The sequence below is a fragment of the Zunongwangia sp. SCSIO 43204 genome, from assembly GCF_019904275.1.
Lineage (GTDB): Bacteria > Bacteroidota > Bacteroidia > Flavobacteriales > Flavobacteriaceae > Zunongwangia > Zunongwangia mangrovi.
This window is the reverse complement of record NZ_CP063204.1, coordinates 3,008,976-3,025,620: the sequence shown is the minus strand read 5'-3', so window position 1 is coordinate 3,025,620 and position 16,645 is coordinate 3,008,976. Positions and strand designations below refer to the sequence as shown.

General features: G+C 34.5%; 17 protein-coding genes and 1 pseudogene. 13 read left to right on the top strand and 5 right to left on the bottom strand.

What is annotated here, in order from left to right; genetic code table 11:
* Window positions 1-10 precede the first annotated feature (10 nt).
* The 6 genes from INR75_RS13555 (at window position 11) to INR75_RS13530 (ending at window position 5,374) form a co-directional block, all read left to right on the top strand.
* The gene (locus tag INR75_RS13555; RefSeq protein ID WP_223089190.1) at window positions 11-982 is read left to right on the top strand and encodes an NAD(P)-dependent oxidoreductase; all 972 of its coding nucleotides are present in this window, start codon (window positions 11-13) and stop codon (window positions 980-982) included.
* Between the two features lie 251 nt (window positions 983-1,233).
* Window positions 1,234-1,845 (top strand): DUF937 domain-containing protein, encoded by a 612-nt coding sequence (locus tag INR75_RS13550; RefSeq protein ID WP_223089189.1) that lies wholly within the window; start codon window positions 1,234-1,236, stop codon window positions 1,843-1,845.
* A gap of 26 nt (window positions 1,846-1,871) precedes the next feature.
* Entirely contained in the window at window positions 1,872-2,297 is a 426-nt protein-coding gene (locus tag INR75_RS13545) for a DUF6146 family protein (protein ID WP_092543755.1), read from the top strand.
* Between the two features lie 45 nt (window positions 2,298-2,342).
* Window positions 2,343-2,645, top strand: coding sequence for a DUF6787 family protein (locus tag INR75_RS13540; RefSeq protein WP_223089188.1), 303 nt, complete (start codon window positions 2,343-2,345; stop codon window positions 2,643-2,645).
* Complete coding sequence (locus INR75_RS13535; protein ID WP_223089187.1) at window positions 2,646-2,969, top strand: hypothetical protein; 324 nt, start codon at window positions 2,646-2,648, stop codon at window positions 2,967-2,969.
* Window positions 2,970-3,040: 71 nt separating this feature from the next.
* Window positions 3,041-5,374, top strand: a complete 2,334-nt coding sequence (locus INR75_RS13530; RefSeq protein ID WP_223089186.1) for a TonB-dependent receptor — start codon at window positions 3,041-3,043, stop codon at window positions 5,372-5,374.
* Window positions 5,375-5,452: 78 nt separating this feature from the next.
* On the opposite strand, the gene INR75_RS13525 is transcribed toward INR75_RS13530, so the two are convergent.
* From INR75_RS13525 to msrA, 3 genes and pseudogenes are all read right to left on the bottom strand, one after another.
* The gene (locus INR75_RS13525) at window positions 5,453-5,773 is read right to left on the bottom strand and encodes a hypothetical protein (RefSeq protein ID WP_255584544.1); all 321 of its coding nucleotides are present in this window, start codon (window positions 5,771-5,773) and stop codon (window positions 5,453-5,455) included.
* A 28-nt stretch (window positions 5,774-5,801) separates the two neighbouring features.
* Window positions 5,802-6,398 (bottom strand): annotated as a pseudogene (gene folE, locus INR75_RS13520) (GTP cyclohydrolase I FolE).
* A gap of 9 nt (window positions 6,399-6,407) precedes the next feature.
* Window positions 6,408-6,944, bottom strand: a complete 537-nt coding sequence (gene msrA, locus INR75_RS13515) for a peptide-methionine (S)-S-oxide reductase MsrA (RefSeq protein ID WP_223089185.1) — start codon at window positions 6,942-6,944, stop codon at window positions 6,408-6,410.
* Between the two features lie 179 nt (window positions 6,945-7,123).
* Here msrA and INR75_RS13510 point away from each other — a divergent pair, with 179 nt between their 5' ends.
* The 7 genes from INR75_RS13510 (at window position 7,124) to INR75_RS13480 (ending at window position 14,231) form a co-directional block, all read left to right on the top strand.
* On the top strand, window positions 7,124-7,783 hold the full coding sequence (locus INR75_RS13510) for an ABC transporter ATP-binding protein (protein WP_084842107.1): 660 nt from the start codon (window positions 7,124-7,126) through the stop codon (window positions 7,781-7,783).
* Window positions 7,784-7,830: 47 nt separating this feature from the next.
* Complete coding sequence (locus INR75_RS13505; protein ID WP_223089184.1) at window positions 7,831-8,595, top strand: TIGR02757 family protein; 765 nt, start codon at window positions 7,831-7,833, stop codon at window positions 8,593-8,595.
* A gap of 96 nt (window positions 8,596-8,691) precedes the next feature.
* Window positions 8,692-9,903 (top strand): ATP-binding protein, encoded by a 1,212-nt coding sequence (locus tag INR75_RS13500; RefSeq protein ID WP_223089183.1) that lies wholly within the window; start codon window positions 8,692-8,694, stop codon window positions 9,901-9,903.
* A gap of 147 nt (window positions 9,904-10,050) precedes the next feature.
* Complete coding sequence (locus tag INR75_RS13495) at window positions 10,051-11,976, top strand: BatA domain-containing protein (RefSeq protein WP_223089182.1); 1,926 nt, start codon at window positions 10,051-10,053, stop codon at window positions 11,974-11,976.
* Window positions 11,973-13,226, top strand: coding sequence for a dihydroorotase family protein (locus INR75_RS13490; RefSeq protein WP_223089181.1), 1,254 nt, complete (start codon window positions 11,973-11,975; stop codon window positions 13,224-13,226). Before INR75_RS13495 ends, INR75_RS13490 begins: the two co-directional genes overlap by 4 nt.
* A 10-nt stretch (window positions 13,227-13,236) precedes the next feature.
* Window positions 13,237-13,572, top strand: a complete 336-nt coding sequence (locus INR75_RS13485) for a hypothetical protein (protein WP_255584543.1) — start codon at window positions 13,237-13,239, stop codon at window positions 13,570-13,572.
* A complete protein-coding gene (locus INR75_RS13480; RefSeq protein ID WP_223089180.1) occupies window positions 13,572-14,231 on the top strand; it encodes an alpha/beta hydrolase in 660 nt (219 codons plus the stop codon). Before INR75_RS13485 ends, INR75_RS13480 begins: the two co-directional genes overlap by 1 nt.
* A gap of 1 nt (window position 14,232) precedes the next feature.
* Here the strand turns inward: INR75_RS13480 and INR75_RS13475 are convergent, their stop codons facing one another.
* Both INR75_RS13475 and INR75_RS13470 read right to left on the bottom strand, forming a co-directional pair.
* Complete coding sequence (locus tag INR75_RS13475; RefSeq protein ID WP_223089179.1) at window positions 14,233-15,120, bottom strand: hypothetical protein; 888 nt, start codon at window positions 15,118-15,120, stop codon at window positions 14,233-14,235.
* A 2-nt stretch (window positions 15,121-15,122) separates the two neighbouring features.
* Entirely contained in the window at window positions 15,123-16,559 is a 1,437-nt protein-coding gene (locus tag INR75_RS13470) for an MBOAT family protein (RefSeq protein WP_223089178.1), read from the bottom strand.
* Window positions 16,560-16,645 lie beyond the last annotated feature (86 nt).

The following is a 16,645-nucleotide window of genomic DNA, read 5'->3' as shown; positions in this document are numbered from 1 at the left end:
ATAAAAATTCATGAATATTTTAGTTACCGATGGGCTTTCACAAGCCGCAGTTTCTCAATTAACCGAAGCTGGCTTTAATGTTTTATCTGTGAAAGTTGCCCAATCTCAGCTAAAAGAATATATCAATGCCAAAAACATTGAAGGGATAATTTCGCGCACAACATTTATAGAGAATGAAGTTATTACAAGTGCACCACAATTAAAATTTATCGCTGTAATTGGTGACGAGCAGGTAGTAAGTTCTGTTGCTGAAGCCGAGAAAAATGGGATTCAGTTTATCACCGCTCCTGTTGCAGCAACCAGATCTGTAGCCGAACTTGTTTTTGCTCATATTCTTGGTGGAAGCCGATTTTTACATCACTCTAACCGAAATATGCCACTGGAAGGCGATATGAACTTTAAGGACCTAAGAAACTTCTATTCTGGCGGAATCGAACTTCAGGGAAAAACAATAGGAATTATTGGTTTTGGGAAAATTGGACAGGAAATAGCCAAAATCGCCTTAGGTTTTGGGATGAAGGTTATCGCTACAGATCCTAATGTAGTTGGTGCTAAACTTCAACTTAAAATTCAGGATCAAAATATCGAAATTGGATTAAAAACGGTGAATTTAGAGCAAGTTTTAGAAAATTCAGATATCATTTCTTTAAGTGTTTCTGAACAGAAAAAACCAATTATTGGTGCAAAAGAAATCGCTTTAATGAAACCAAATGCGGGTATTGTAAACATCTCTAACGGAAATGCGATCGATGAAGAAGCTCTAATTGAAGCTTTAGAGGATGCAAAATTGAAATTTGCCGGTTTAGATACTTACGATAACGAGCCAACACCAGCCATAAAACTTTTAATGAACGAGCGTATTTCTTTAACGCCACATATTGGCGGACTAACAGGCGCAGCGACAGATAATGCTGGCGATGTAATTGCAAAAGAAATTATTGGCAAATTTCATGGAAAGTCGGGAATGGATTTCTTTAAGTAAAACAATAAAGGCTTACCACCTAAAAATCAAATAATTAAAAAACCCAGTCTGAAAATCGACATTTTTAGGCTGGGTTTTATTTTTAGTTCGATGTTCCATAAGTTTTATCTATTTTCTTCTATGATATTATAGTAAAGCTTTAACAGCGATGCCAGTTAATATTGCTTATCTTCAAATAAGTTGTCGGTAGCTAGATTTGTACATTCTAAAGCCGATTTTTAATCCCGAAAATTTAAACTAAAAAATCTTTTATGGCCTCGATATTAGACGTTTTAAATACTAATTTAGGAAAGCAGCTTATCAATAAAGCTTCCAAGGAAACTGGTGAAAGTAATAATAATGTTGCTTCAGTTTTAGGCATGGTTCTTCCATTGATCTTGGGGAATTTCAAGAATAAAATACAGGAAGGCCACGAGGAAGCTTTAACCGAAATGCTCGAAGAAGCTCCAGATCCTTTTAAATTCATGCAAGTTTTCCCAGATAAAGAAACTACTGAACTTGTAGATTGTGGTAATGATTATGGAGAGATCATTTTAGGTGAAAACTTCAGCGCTATTACCAATACGATTAGTGAATCCTGCCTTATTGAGGAAAATTCAGTAAAAAAAATAACCGCCATTTCGATTCCGGTTGTGGTGGCGATTTTAAGTATTCAGAAGAAAAAAGAAAACTTAACCAATAATGATATTGAATTCTTAATTGATAATGCTTTAGGAAATTCTTCGAAATATAATAATTCTTTTCTTGAAACAATTTTGGATACAGAAGACGACCCTAATATCATTCCTAAGGCCTCTGAAATGATTCTTGGAAAAGAAAATAAAAAAGATAGTATTTTAAAAGGCTATACAGGCGGGAAATAAATTACTTTTTTAACTAAATTGCCACAATGAAAAATTTACTCTATATACTTTTAATGGTGCTGTTTGTGTACAGCTGTGGATTGACTAAAAACAATGGACGAAGCGGTAAAAACAACGCTACTGAAAATGATACCGTAAGAATCGCCAATGATAGTCTGGAATACGAAATTATAATCATCGAGCCGGGCTTCAACCTTTTTATTAATAGTATAGCAAGACCAGAAGGCTACTATTCGCAAAGTTATTTAGAGAATAAAAATCAGATTTTAGTGAACGATTACAACAATCGTGTTCGGCAGCCTATGCGCTATAATACGAATCTTTATGTACAGGAGATCAATTATAATCCTCAGATAGATTATGGCTACGAAGTAAACTATTTACTGTACAATTATTTTGTCTATATAAGCAGGCAATATAATCAGCGATTTAGCGTGCCCACACGTATTTAAGTGCTTAAGACTTTAAAACTTAATTCCTTTTAATATCTTTGCAGCATGGAGAAATTAAAAGAACGTTGGGGATTAACATCTAACCGCCAGGTGGTTGTTGTCCTATTAGTTTTTGCAATTACAGGATCTACGGCTGCAAAATTAGCTGCACCGGTAACCGCATTTTTAGGAATTACTCCGCAGCACGAATGGTATATTTACTGGCCTGCAAGAATTCTATTTTTGTTTCCTATTTACCAGATTTTACTGGTAGTGATTGGTTGGATATTTGGTCAGTTTGAATTTTTCTGGGCGTTTGAAAAGAAAATGCTTAGTCGCTTAGGTTTTGGTAAATTCTTTAAAGACTAGATGATAAAAACGTGGAAAAAAATATTTTTTGTTTTTGCGGCGTTTATCATCGTATTCCCGGCAATTGCCAACTTTATTCATATTTTTAGCGGTCACCAGCATGGGCTTTGTGATAATTATGCTAAGCAGCATATTCATCATCCAGATCTAGATTGTAATCTTCATAAATTTCATCAAAACCCAGCATTAAATCTTGAAATTCTACATTTTGAGCCTGTTGTTTTCACAAAGCAGGTAAGACATAGTTTTAGTTTCTACAAATTTTTAAACGATTTTCAATATCGATTATTTGAGCTTAGAGGGCCACCTTCTTTGATCGCTTAATCATATTACCCCAATCCTTTATCACAATCGAAAAAGGACAAATTCTATTTAATCGTTTAAAATCCCATACAATGAGAAAATTACTCATTACACTGCTATTTGTAGCAGTATCCCCTATTTTATTAGCACAAAATCAATTTAGTGGCAATGTAAAAAATCAGGAAACAGGTGAAGCTGTTTTTAGCGCTACCGTATATTTTCCAAGACTAGAAAAAGGAACTACTACAGATGTTGATGGTAATTTCACCATCAAAAATTTACCTTCAGGAAATTATAAACTCGTTGTTTCTTCGATTGGTTTTACTTCGTACTCGAAAGAAGTAAGCATTCCTTCAGATAATTTTGAGCTGGTTTTAAAACCTTCAGCTGTAGAGATGGAAGAAGTCATCGTTTCTACTCCTTTTCATCAATTGCAAAGCGAAAATGTGATGCGAGTGGAACGCGAAAGTGTTTCAGAATTAAATAAAAAAGGAGCAGTAACTCTAGCAGATGGTATTTCACAAATAGCTGGGGTAGAAAATCTAAGTACCGGTGTTGGTATAGGTAAACCCGTAATTCGTGGTTTAAGCTCTAATCGTGTACTTACTTACACTCAGGGTGTTCGTATGGAAAACCAGCAGTTTGGCGGCGAACATGGCCTTGGTATTAGCTCTAAAGGTATTGGAAGTGTCGAGGTTATTAAAGGCCCTGCTTCCCTACTCTACGGAAGTGATGCGATTGGTGGGGTATTATATCTAAATCCAGAGCAATATGCTTCAGCCGGAACTACAAGTGCTGAAGTTAATGGTGATTATTTCAGTAATACTTTGGGGTATCAGGCCAGCGCAATGGCAAAAACTTCAGGAGAAAAATTAAAATTTATCGCCCGCGGAAGTTTAGCGGAGCATTCAGATTACGAAACTGGTAATAGTGAACGCGTAACCAATACAAGATTCAACGAAAAAGATCTTAAAACCGGAATTGCATATCAAAACGAAAAATTTAAATCTGATCTTCGATATAATTTTAACCGAAGTGAAATTGGTATTCCTGAAGAAATTGGTGAACAAACTACTTCTAAAACTTTGATGCTCCCATATCAGCAAATTGATAACCATATTTTGAGTTTAGATAATAAGATCTACTTCGCTAATTCTAGCCTGGATGCAAAATTTGGATATCAGTTTAACAACAGAAAAGAATTTGAAGATCATCATGATCACGAAGATGAACACGATGAACATGCTGAAGAGGAGCATGAACATGAGGAAGATCATGCTGAAGAACATGAGGACGAGCATGAAGATGAGCACGCAGATGAACATGATGAAGAAAGTGAGGAAGTACTTCCTGCTTTAGACATGGAACTGGAAACCTTTAATTATAATATTAAATACAATCTGCCTAAATTAGGGAAGTTTGAAACCATTGCCGGAATCCAGGGAATGTGGCAAAGCAATGTAAATACCGGCGAAGAAATCTTAATCCCAGATGCTAATACTGTAGATTTTGGTGTATTTGCTACAACACATTTGCATTTAAGTGCATGGGATTTCCAGGCTGGTTTACGTTATGATACTCGAAATATCGATAGCGAAACGCATGGTCACGAAGGCGAAACCGGTTATATGGAAGCGGTAGATCGAACTTTTAATAGTGTAAATGGAGCTTTTGGCGCGAAATATCAATTTTCTGATCAATTAAATGCCAGATTAAATCTTGCAAGCGGATTTAGAGCACCTAATTTAGCTGAACTTACCAGTAACGGTTCTCACCATGGTGCGAATCGCTATGAAGTTGGAAATCCTGAATTAGATAACGAACAAAACTTCCAGGTAGATTTATCTTTAGAATGGAGAAACGAACATTTTGAAGCTTTTGCCAATGCTTTTCATAATACAATCAATGACTATATTTATTTAACACCAACAGGAGAAAGCATTGATGATAATCCTGTTTTTGACTTTGTGCAGGATGATGCCGAATTATACGGTGGTGAAGTTGGAGTTCATGTGCATCCACACCCTTGGGACTGGATGCATATCGAAAGTAGTTTCGAAACAGTTACGGGAAAAAGAGATGATGACACTTATCTTCCGCTAATTCCTGCAAACAGTATTACCAACACATTTAGAGTCGAATTTAATCAGGGTGAAATTATCGAAAATAAGTATGCATTTGTTCGACTTAAAAATGTATTTGATAAAGAAAACACCAGTAATTTTGAAACTAGAACCGGTGGATATTCTTTATTGGGAGCAGGATTTGGTGGCCGTGTACAACTGGCAGACTCTGAAGTTCAGATCTCGGTTAACGGAAACAATCTTTTAAACAAAACTTATATCTCTCATTTATCCAGATTAAAAACCGATGGAATTGCCAATATTGGCCGAAATATCATGGTCTCATTACAATGGTTTTTATAGACCTATAAATTGAAAGCAATTAAAAAAGCCTGTTTGAATAACTCAAACAGGCTTTAGCTTTATAAGGGGATTCCTGGTTTAATAACTTTCTACTTCTATAGTTCTTACCTTTTGCTCTGGTTCCTTCTTGAAAACGAATGTATAAATATACATTAGAGTAAAGGTTGGGATAATATCTGTAAATGGTAAGATCTCTTCTATAAATACAATTGCTGAAGCTAACTTTCCATTTCTACCTGGATACATTTCTCGCATTTTACGAGCCGCAAATGGTGCCCATAAAATATCTAAAAAAGGACCAATTACTGGAATACCTACTGTTAGCATACCAATGGCATCTAACATTAAACCCTTTAAAAATAATTTATCTTTTAGCATCTTTTCTTTGTGTTGATTCATTTAATAGAATCAAATAAGATGCCAGTTTTTATGAAAGGTCTGAGCTTATGAGTTTTAAAAACTCATTTCTGGTCTCTATTTTTTCAAATTGTCCTCTAAATCCAGATGTTGTAGTGGTACTATTTTGCTTTTGCACGCCACGCATCATCATGCACATGTGTTGAGCTTCGATCACTACCGCAACTCCCTGTGGTTTTAATGTGTTGTTTAAACATTCCAATATATCGTGCGTTAGACGTTCCTGCACTTGTAATCTTCTGGCAAATACATCTACGATTCTTGGTAGTCTACTTAGTCCAACAATTTGTCCGTTTGGAATTTAGGCAATATGTGCTTTACCAAAGAACGGAAGCATATGATGTTCGCAAAGTGAATAGAGCTCGATATTTTTTACCACCACCATTTCATCATAATCTTCCTTAAACATGGCTTTCTTCAAGATCTTTTCTGCATCCAGTTCGTAACCCTGTGTGAGAAATTGCATCGCTTTAGCAGCACGCTCTGGTGTTTTTAAAACACCTTCCCTATCGGGATTTTCCCCTAACTCTGTAATTATACTTTTGTAATTATCTTTAAGAGAACTGGTCACTTCTATCGAATATTCTTCAAAACTTTGATAAGCCATATCGGGAATTTATTTCTTTAATTTTTCAGCAAAAAGTGATTGTAATTTATGGATTTTTGGATCGATAATATATTGACAATATGGCTGACTAGGATGCTCGTTATAAAAATTATGATGCTCTGCTTCAGCTTCATAAAAAGTTGAAGCTTTAGTAATTTCAGTAACAATAGGATCCTGAAAAACCTCCTGCGCCTCTAATTCAGCAATAACTTGTTCTGCGATCTGCTTCTGTTCTTCAGAATGGTAAAAAATTGCGCTACGATATTGCGTTCCTACATCATTTTGCTGGCGATTTAAAGTCGTAGGATCGTGCGTAGAAAAGAATATTAATAATAACTCCTGAAAACTTATAATCTTGGGATCGTAGTTAAACTGAATTCCTTCAGCATGACCCGTTCTACCGGTGACCACTTCACGATACGGCGGATTTTTAATAAAACCTCCCGTAAAGCCAGAAATCACATTATTTACACCTTCTAAACGCTGAAAAACAGCCTCTGTACACCAAAAACATCCTGCAGCTAATGTTGCTACTTTCTCTTTCATAACAAAAATGATTTTTTCAAATGTAAGGCATCGCTTAAAAAACGCATAGGCTATTTGGCTAATTTTAGCAAATGTTACAATAAATAATTATTACTGAAATTGCACAATTTCAATTAAAAATATTTTAAGCTTGGGGGTGGCGATTTAATTGGCTAATTTTCGGGCACTTTACAGAGCTTATGATAACTATTGAAAATATTCATAAATATTATGGCGATCTACATGTTTTAAAAGGCGTAGATCTTCATATTGAAAAAGGCGAAATTGTCTCGGTTGTAGGAGCTTCAGGTGCCGGAAAAACCACTTTACTTCAAATTTTGGGAACTTTAGATTTGCCTGAAAAAAATAAAGCTTCAAAATTAATTATTAATGAAACCGATATTTATGGTCTAAGCCAAAAAAGCCTGGCGAAATTCAGGAATGATCATATTGGTTTTATATTTCAGTTTCATCAATTATTGCCCGAATTTACCGCGATAGAGAATATTTGTATCCCGGCGTTTATAAAAAACACACCAAAAGCAGAAGCTGAAAAGCGAGCGATGGAACTTTTGGGCTTTTTAGGATTACAAAATAGAGCGCATCACAAACCTTCCGCCTTAAGTGGTGGTGAGCAGCAAAGAATTGCGGTTGCCAGGGCACTAATGAATAATCCTGCCGTGATCTTTGCCGATGAACCTTCTGGGAATTTGGATAGTGAATCTGCAGAGAATTTGCACCAATTGTTTTTTAAGTTAAGAGACGAATTTGGGCAAACTTTCGTGATTGTGACGCATAACGAAGAACTAGCGGATATGGCCGATAGAAAACTTACCATGGTAGATGGCGAAATTGTGTAATTTTCGCATCAATTTTCGACTGATCATAGCATTAAAAAGATAAGTTTTTGAAGAAAAGCGAGTTAAAAGAATTTCTGGATTTTAAGGTAGATCAATACAACAATCTGCAATTTATTGGTACAGATCCTATTCAGATTCCGCATCAATTCAGCAAAAAAGAAGATATCGAAATTGCAGGTTTTCTAGCGGCAACTATTGCCTGGGGAAATCGAAAAAGCATCCTGAAAAATGCCAATGATCTTATGCAGCGTATGGAAAATGCTCCGCATGATTTTATTCTGAATTTCAGTAAAAAAGACATAGAAGGCATGGAAGGTTTTGTTCATAGAACTTTTAATAGCATCGATCTTTGCTATTTTATGCTGGCGCTTCAAAATATTTATAAAAATCATGATGGTTTAGAAGCGATCTTCAATACCCATGCTTCGGCAAATTCGCTTCAACCGGCAATTCACGAATTCAAGAAGATATTTTTTGAACTTCCGCATGAAAAACGTACGCAAAAACACGTAAGCGATCCGCTAAAAAATTCCGCAGCAAAACGTATAAACATGTATTTGCGATGGATGGTAAGAAAGGATAATTGTGGAGTCGATTTTGGGATCTGGGAATCGCTTTCTCCCTCCCAACTTAGCTGTCCGCTTGATGTACATTCGGGCAACATCGCCAGAAAATTAAAGCTGCTTAAACGAAAACAAAACGACGCAAAAGCTTTGGCCGAATTAGATACAGCTTTGCGAAAGCTAGACCATCAGGATCCTGTAAAGTATGACTTTGCTTTATTTGGTTTGGGAGCTTTTGAAAAATATTGATCCTAAAGTGACAATATCAATTCCAAAATAATTGTTAATTTTGCCTTAACAATTGATATTGTTTCAGTTTTTCACATTAAAAATTGATAAATCCCAATGATTCAGCCAGCTAAGCCAATAAATGAAAAAGAGCGGTTAAATGCACTTAACTCAATCGAGCTTCTTAAAGGAATCTCTGAAGAGGAATTTGACAATATCACCAAACTGGCTTCTTACATTTGTAAAACACCTATTTCGTTGATCACGCTTGTGGAAGACGAAACAAACTGGTTTAAATCGAATCACGGTGGCCCACCAATTGCAGATACTGAACGAAAATTTTCTCATTGTGGTCATGCGATCTTAGAACCGCAAGATCTTATGGAGGTCGAGGATATGCGTAAAGATGTTAGATTTAGAGACAATCCCTTTACTACAAATCCCGATCTACCCATACTTTACTACGCCGGGATGCCTTTAATTGATAATGAAGGCTTTGCCCTGGGAACCTTATGCGTTTTAGATACCAAAATAAATAAGCTTAGTGAAGAGCAAAAAGCAGCCCTTAAAACTTTGGCAAAACAGGTTGAAAAACTTTTCGAATTACGTCGAAAAAACCTGTATTTAGAGCAAATAAAACAGCAGCTAGACGACCACAACTCGTTACTAAAAGATTTTGCCGGTGTTGTTTCTCACGACATGAAAATGCCTTTGGCTAATATGATCATTACAGCAGATCTTCTTAAAGCCAGGTATAAAGAAACTGTAGATGAGAAAGGCCAGGAATTACTGGCTAACCTTAAAAAATCGGCATTAAAATTAAGTGATTATATCAACGGAATTTTAAATCATTACGAAAGCGACCGTATCGTCGCATCAGAAGAAGAAGAATTCGATTTGCATCATTTGCTGGAAGATATTATCGATTTGCTGAATATTAATGACAATTGCGAGATCAACTTTCCGCCAGAAAATATGTTCCTAAAATGTAATAGATCGGCTTTGGAGCAAATTTTCATTAACTTGATCAACAACAGTATTAAATACAACAATAAGGACAAAATTGTAATTGATATTGAAAGTTCTATGGACGAAAATTATTATCACTTCACAGTAACCGATAACGGAATTGGTATTCCTGAAGATCAATTATCTAATATCTTTAAACTTTTTAAAACGCTTTATATTACCGATAGACAGGGTAATCAAGGAAACGGCATCGGGCTCTCCACGGTTAAAAAACTGGTGGAATCTCTTAACGGAAAGATTAGCGTATCTTCTGTACTGGGTGAAAACACAAGTTTTAAATTCGACATCAAACGCGCTTAATCTTAGTTGAATTCACTAGAAATTTTACTGAAAAGAGATGTTTAAACACTCGATTATCGCATAAATTAACTGCGCCACATTTAATCTCGATTATCAAGTTTTCCTGCAACACAATTTCTTTATATTTGAAGAATATTAAAAACCGGTATGCAGTTTAAACATCCAGAACTTCTATATGCTTTAATTTTACTGGTTATCCCTTTTATTGTTCATTTATTTAAGCTTCGTAGATTTCAAAAAGAGGCATTTACCAACGTAAAATTTCTTAAAAAAGTAGTTCAGGAAAATCGCAAAAGCAATCAGCTTAAAAAATGGCTAATTCTTACAGCACGTACTTTAGCTCTGGCCTTTTTGATCCTTGCCTTTGCGCAGCCATTTATTCCATCGGGGAAAACGGCAAAACAAAGCACTTCTACCCTGCTATATCTGGATAATTCGTTTAGCATGCAGCTGCGTGGCGAACACGGGCCAATGCTGCAACATAATATTCAGCAACTTTTAGAAAATAATCAGGAAAACCAGGCTTTTGGATTGTTTACCAATTCTAATGACTTCGGAATAATTTCTCCTGCGGAAAATCAATCTGAACTTCAGGACATAGATTATAGCTCAAATTCGATGAATTTTAACTTAATTAATTTAAAAGCGCGACAGTTTTTTAATGAGCATCCGGCCGATGTGCAAAAGCTGGTTTTAATTTCAGATTTTCAGCAAAACTTTGGCGATCTAAATAAGCTTGAAAACGTAGAATACCATTTTGTAAAAAATGAAGCCCAAAATATCGCGAATATCAGTATAGATTCGGCTTTTGTAATCGATAAAAACCTAAATCAGATTACATTAAAAACCAAATTTAGCACTACTGAAAAATTAGATCGCGATATTCCTATAAGTCTGAAAAACGGCGAGCAGGTTTTAGCAAAAAAGAGCATCAATTTTAAAGAAAATAAGCAACAGGAAATCGAATTTCGATTACAGGCCGAAGAAATTGAAAACGGAATAATCTCCATCGAAGACAACGGACTTTATTACGATAATGAACTATTTTTTAGCTATGCTGAAACGCCAAAAATCAATGTTTTGAGTGTTTCTGGAAGTGATGCCGACTTTCTTAGCCGAATTTTTACTGAAGACCAATTCATCTACACCAATTTTGACGAAAATGAAGTTGACTTTAGTGCTTTTAGCAACGCAGATTTGATCATTTTAAATGAAGTGGAACAAATAAATACGGCTTTACAAAACCAGGTATTGGAAAAAGCGCGAGAAGGAACGCCGGTTTGCATTATCCTGGCTTCTACTCTTCAGCTTCAAAATTACAACCCGTTTTTATCGAATCTTGGCTTACCGACGATTCAGGATAAACAAAACAGAGAATTATTAATCACTGAAATTGCTTTTGAACATCCACTTTTTGAGGATACTTTTGAAAAAGAGATCAGCAACTTTCAATATCCTGAAGTACAAAGTTTTTACAATTTTAATCGGGATGTTTCAGCGATCTTACGTTTTCAAAATAGGAACGCCTTTTTAATGAATTCTGGCAATAGCTATTTATTTTCAGCAGCCATAAATCAGGAAAACTCCAACTTTCAAAATTCGCCATTAATCGTCCCGGTTTTTTATAATTTGGGAATTTCAGCCTTAAAAACACCAAGCTTATATTTTGAAGTCGGGAAGGAAAATACTTTAGATGTGAACATTGCAGGAAGCGGCGATCAGGTAGTCGAAATTCAGCAAAATTCAGAAGAAAGTTTTATTCCGCTACAGCAAAATACTGCAGATAAGATCACAGTAACTACCACAGATTTGCCTGAAAATGCAGAAAATTACAGGGTAACATATCAGCAAAACAAAATTTTGCCAATTAGTTATAATTATCCAAGAAGCGAAAGTGATCTCAATTATCTGGATATTAACGAATTTGAAAATATCGAAAAACAAACCGATCTAAATACGTATTTCGAAAGTGCAAAAGCTGCCCAACAAATCGATGTGCTTTGGAAATGGTTTGTTATTTTTGCATTGATCTTTTTAAGCATAGAAATGCTCCTCTTAAAATTCTTTAAATGAAGCTACTTATAAAATCTGCCACAATCGTAGACCAGCAAAGCGATTATCATTTAAAACAAGCCGATATTCTTATTGAAGATGGCGTTATCAAAAAAATCGGAAATACTATTGAAGATAAAGCCGATAAAGTAATTAACATCGAAGGATTGCACGTTTCGCAAGGATGGTTTGATACCAGTGTGAGTTTTGGAGAACCGGGTTATGAAGAACGTGAAACGATAGAAAACGGACTCAAAACGGCTGCTTTTAGTGGTTTTACAGATGTAGTTTTAAATGCACAAAGTAATCCTACGATCGATAATAGTGCGGCATTATATTCGGTAAAAGCCAAAGCACATGCCAATGCTGTAAATCTATTGCCAACCGGTGCATTAACGGTAAAAGCCGAAGGTATAGATCTAGCCGAACTTTACGATATGAGCAATGCCGGTGCAGTGAGTTTTGCAGATTATAAAAAACCGGTAAGCAATCCCAATCTTCTAAAAATTGCATTGCAATACGCACAAAATTTTGACGGATTGGTGCAATCTTTTCCGTTAGAAAAGAAAATTGCCGGTAAAGGAATTGTAAATGAGCATCATAACAGCACACTTCTAGGTTTAAAAGGAATCCCTAATCTTGCTGAGAACCTTCAAATTGCGCGTGACCTTTATCTTTTAGAATATACCGGCGGGAAGCTTCATATCCCAACCGTTTCTACAGAAAAATCTGTTGCGCTAATTAAAGAAGCGAAGAAAAAAGGCTTGGATGTTAGCTGCAGTGTCGCTATCCATAACCTGGTTTTGACTGATGATCTACTTAGCGAATTTGATACTCGAGCAAAGGTAATGCCTCCGCTAAGAACAAAGAGTGATTCAAAAGCTTTAATTAAAGGATTAAAGGAAGGAACGATCGACTTTGTAACCAGCGATCACGATCCAATCGATATCGAGAATAAAAAAGTAGAATTTGATAATGCCAACTACGGAAGTATTGGGCTAGAAAGTGCTTTTGGTGCTTTACAAACTATTTTTTCTACGGAAGAAACTATCGAGATCTTAACCCGTGGAAGAGCTCGTTTTAAAGCTGAAAATTCTAAAATCGCTGAAGAAGAATCGGCGAAACTGAGTTTCTTTTTACCTGAAGAGAAATATACTTTCGAGAAATCTGATATTCTTTCTACCTCACAAAACAGTATATTTTTAGGTCAGTCTTTAAAAGGAAAAGTAATCGGGATCTTCAATAATAATCAATTAATTATTAAAGAGTAATTCTGAAATAATGAATCAAACTCAAGAAACTTCAAGTAAAGGAAAAACTCCTGCGATTGTAGCTTATATCACGATCATAGGTTTTATTATAGCCATATTTATGAATATGGACGATAAAGATAAATTAGCTAGTTTTCATATTCGACAGGCTTTTGGAGCGCATATAATTTTTTATTTATTGGGCGCTGTAGCATCTACTTTTAGTAATTTATTTGTTCCAACTGCATTCTATTTAGTTTCTGTAGTAATCTGGTTATATGGACTTATTGGAGCAATTCAGGGAGAATATAAAATGATCCCTTATATTGGAGTTTATTTTCAAAAATGGTTTAAATCGATTACTTAATGCAAACTGCAAATCTTTCTTTAGAACATCTTATTAAACAACCAAAAGGACAAACTGAAAAAGCTCCCGTAGTATTTATGTTTCATGGCTATGGAAGTAATGAACAGGACCTTTTTAGTTTTGCCGGAGAATTACCTGAAGATTTTTTTGTAATCTCGGTTAAAGCGCCTTACCCAATGCAACCTAGTGGAAACGCATGGTATGCTATTTACTTTGATGATGTAAATGGGAAATTTAGTGATGATGATCAAGCAATCGAGTCCAGAGATCTGATTGCGAAATTTATAGATGAAGCAATCGAAGCTTATCCCATAAACAAAAATAAAGTTACGCTCTTAGGTTTTAGCCAGGGAAGTATTTTAAGTTATGCTGTTGCTCTTTCTTATCCAGAAAAAGTCAAAAATGTTATTGCACTAAGCGGCTACGTGAATAAAGCTATCATAAAAAACAGCTTTGAAAATAACGATTTTGAGCACTTAAACTTTTATTGTTCTCACGGAACGGTAGACCAGGTAATCCCTATCGATTCGGCTAGAAAAACTAAACCTTTCCTAGATCAATTAACTATCAAAAACACTTATTCTGAATTTCCCGTAGGCCACGGTGTTGCTCCACAAAATTTCTTTGAGCTAAAGGAATGGTTGGAGAAGAATGGGTAGTTTATTTTAATCTATTTTCTAAAATTGTATAGAGATCGCTTGTCAGTTTATTTGCCCCTTCTGAATTCAGGTGACCACAATCATAAAAAAGATTATCAGAAAATCCTCTAGAAAGATCTATAAGTTCAGGATTATATTTTTTTAAGTATTCAATATATTCGGGGTTTCCTAAGTTCTTACAATATGGTGCTGTTAAAAGAAAAAGTTTTATATTTCTTTTCTTGCATATTGCGATAATCTCATCTAAAATTAGATTATTCTTAGGTGGTTTTTTATTTGGTAGCGCATACTTTGCGTTGTTGTCAATATTTCCTTTTTTTGGTGAAAAACCATCTTGTAATGGTATTTTTGGATGCTTTCCAATTATAGACATAAATAGCTCCCGAAAACCAATTTTTGGTTCGTTTAAGATATATCGATAAAAAGGGATATAGATTTGAATTTCAAAATCTTTCAAATACTTTTCCTCATGTGCTTTTATAATTTTATTATTCCTAATAAAAGGAATTGCTTCTGCATTTGAGATATTAGATGGCGAAGTACCTTCAACATTATTATCTATTTGTAAAACTAAATTCTTAACCTGGTTTTTCTCTAGTAGTAATTTCAATAATAAAAGATTATCATTTAAGCCAGCGCCCTCAACCCCTAAATTTATGGTTCTAAGATTTGATAATTTTTGAAATAATTTTGTGTTGATTGTATTCTCAACGCGCGAAGATCCCAAAAATACAACATCATAATCTGCCGTTTCCTTTTTGAGCAAAAATTGAAGTTTATTCCTTGGAACAGATCTAGTATAGATTTGCGTATAAGCAATATCTAAAATTATTAGCGCAGTAAAAGTTAAAAGAAGTATTACTAATAAATATTTACCAAACCTTTTCATAGCTAAAATTGAAAATATATAAACTCACTACTATCACTAAACACACCAAATAAAACTATTCCTACTATTATAAATGATAATTTTAGAGTTTTAAACCGTCCATGAATTGGATGTTCATTTTTTCGGTTAAACCATTCCAAAATCACGAATAGAAAAATAAGAATTAATAATTCAGGTGCGTATCTTTCGATAGATAAATATTGTAATTGAAATTCAATATTTTCAGGGTTAAACATCCTTTTCAGATACAATGCAGCTTCATGCAATGTTTTCGACCTAAATATTATCCATCCAAATATTACGATGATATTAGTTTTAAAGATTGCTAAAAAATCTGTTAGACCAGGTAAATAAAACTTTGTAGAGATATTGTCTAAATACTTTCTATTTTTATTTAGCAAAAATGAAGGAACAAAACAAAAAGCGTGTAAAAGACCCCAAATTACAAAAGTCCAATTAGCGCCGTGCCAAATTCCACTTACTAAAAAAATTATAAAAATGTTTCGAAGGCTAACAAATTTTGAAATTCTACTACCTCCTAAAGGTATATACAAGTAATCTCTAAACCAGGTTGATAACGAAATATGCCATCTTCTCCAAAACTCACCAATGTTTCTAGAAAAATAAGGATAATTAAAGTTTCTCATCAAATTGAATCCAAACAACCGTCCTAAACCAATTGCGATATCTGAATAACCACTGAAATCACAATATATTTGAAAGGAAAAATATACTCCACCTAATAGTAATGAGAAAGAATTCATTTGATCGTATCTTTCAAAAATCTGATCAACATAATTTGCACAATTGTCTGCTATAACCAATTTTTTAAAAAATCCCCAAACTATAAGATTGATCCCCTGAATGGCTTTATCCTTATCAAATTTTCTAGATTTCAAAAACTGTGGTAAGAGACTTGTAGCTCTTTCAATAGGACCTGCAACCAGTTGAGGAAAAAAACTTACAAATGCTAAAAAAGGTATAAACCGATTAGTCGCTTTAAGTTGTTTTCGGTATACATCTATAGTGTAGCTTAAAGTTTGAAACGTATAAAAACTAATTCCTACAGGTAAAATAATATTTAATGAGTGACTATTAACTGAGTGACCAAAAAATGTAAAAACCTCAGTAAAGCTGCTTATGAAGAAATTAAAATATTTAAAATAAGCTAAAAGTCCAAGATTTAATAGCACACTGGTAAACAATAAATATTTACGTCTATTCCGGTTAGTTGTATTTTCAATTTCGTAAGCAATTTTAAAATCAACAGTGCTGCTTATGAAAATCAATATGAGAAATCGCCAATCCCAGCATCCATAAAAAACATAGCTTGCTACAGTAATGAATAAGTTTTGAACTTTGAGATTTTTAGCCAAAAACCAATAAATGCAAAAAACTATTGGTAGAAAAATTGCAAAATCAATGGTGTTAAATAGCATTTTATATGGTAGGACTCATTTTAACCTCAAATATAGGAGAGATTTGTTTTTAATTACAAGCTACTTTAAAGTTATTTTAACTTTAT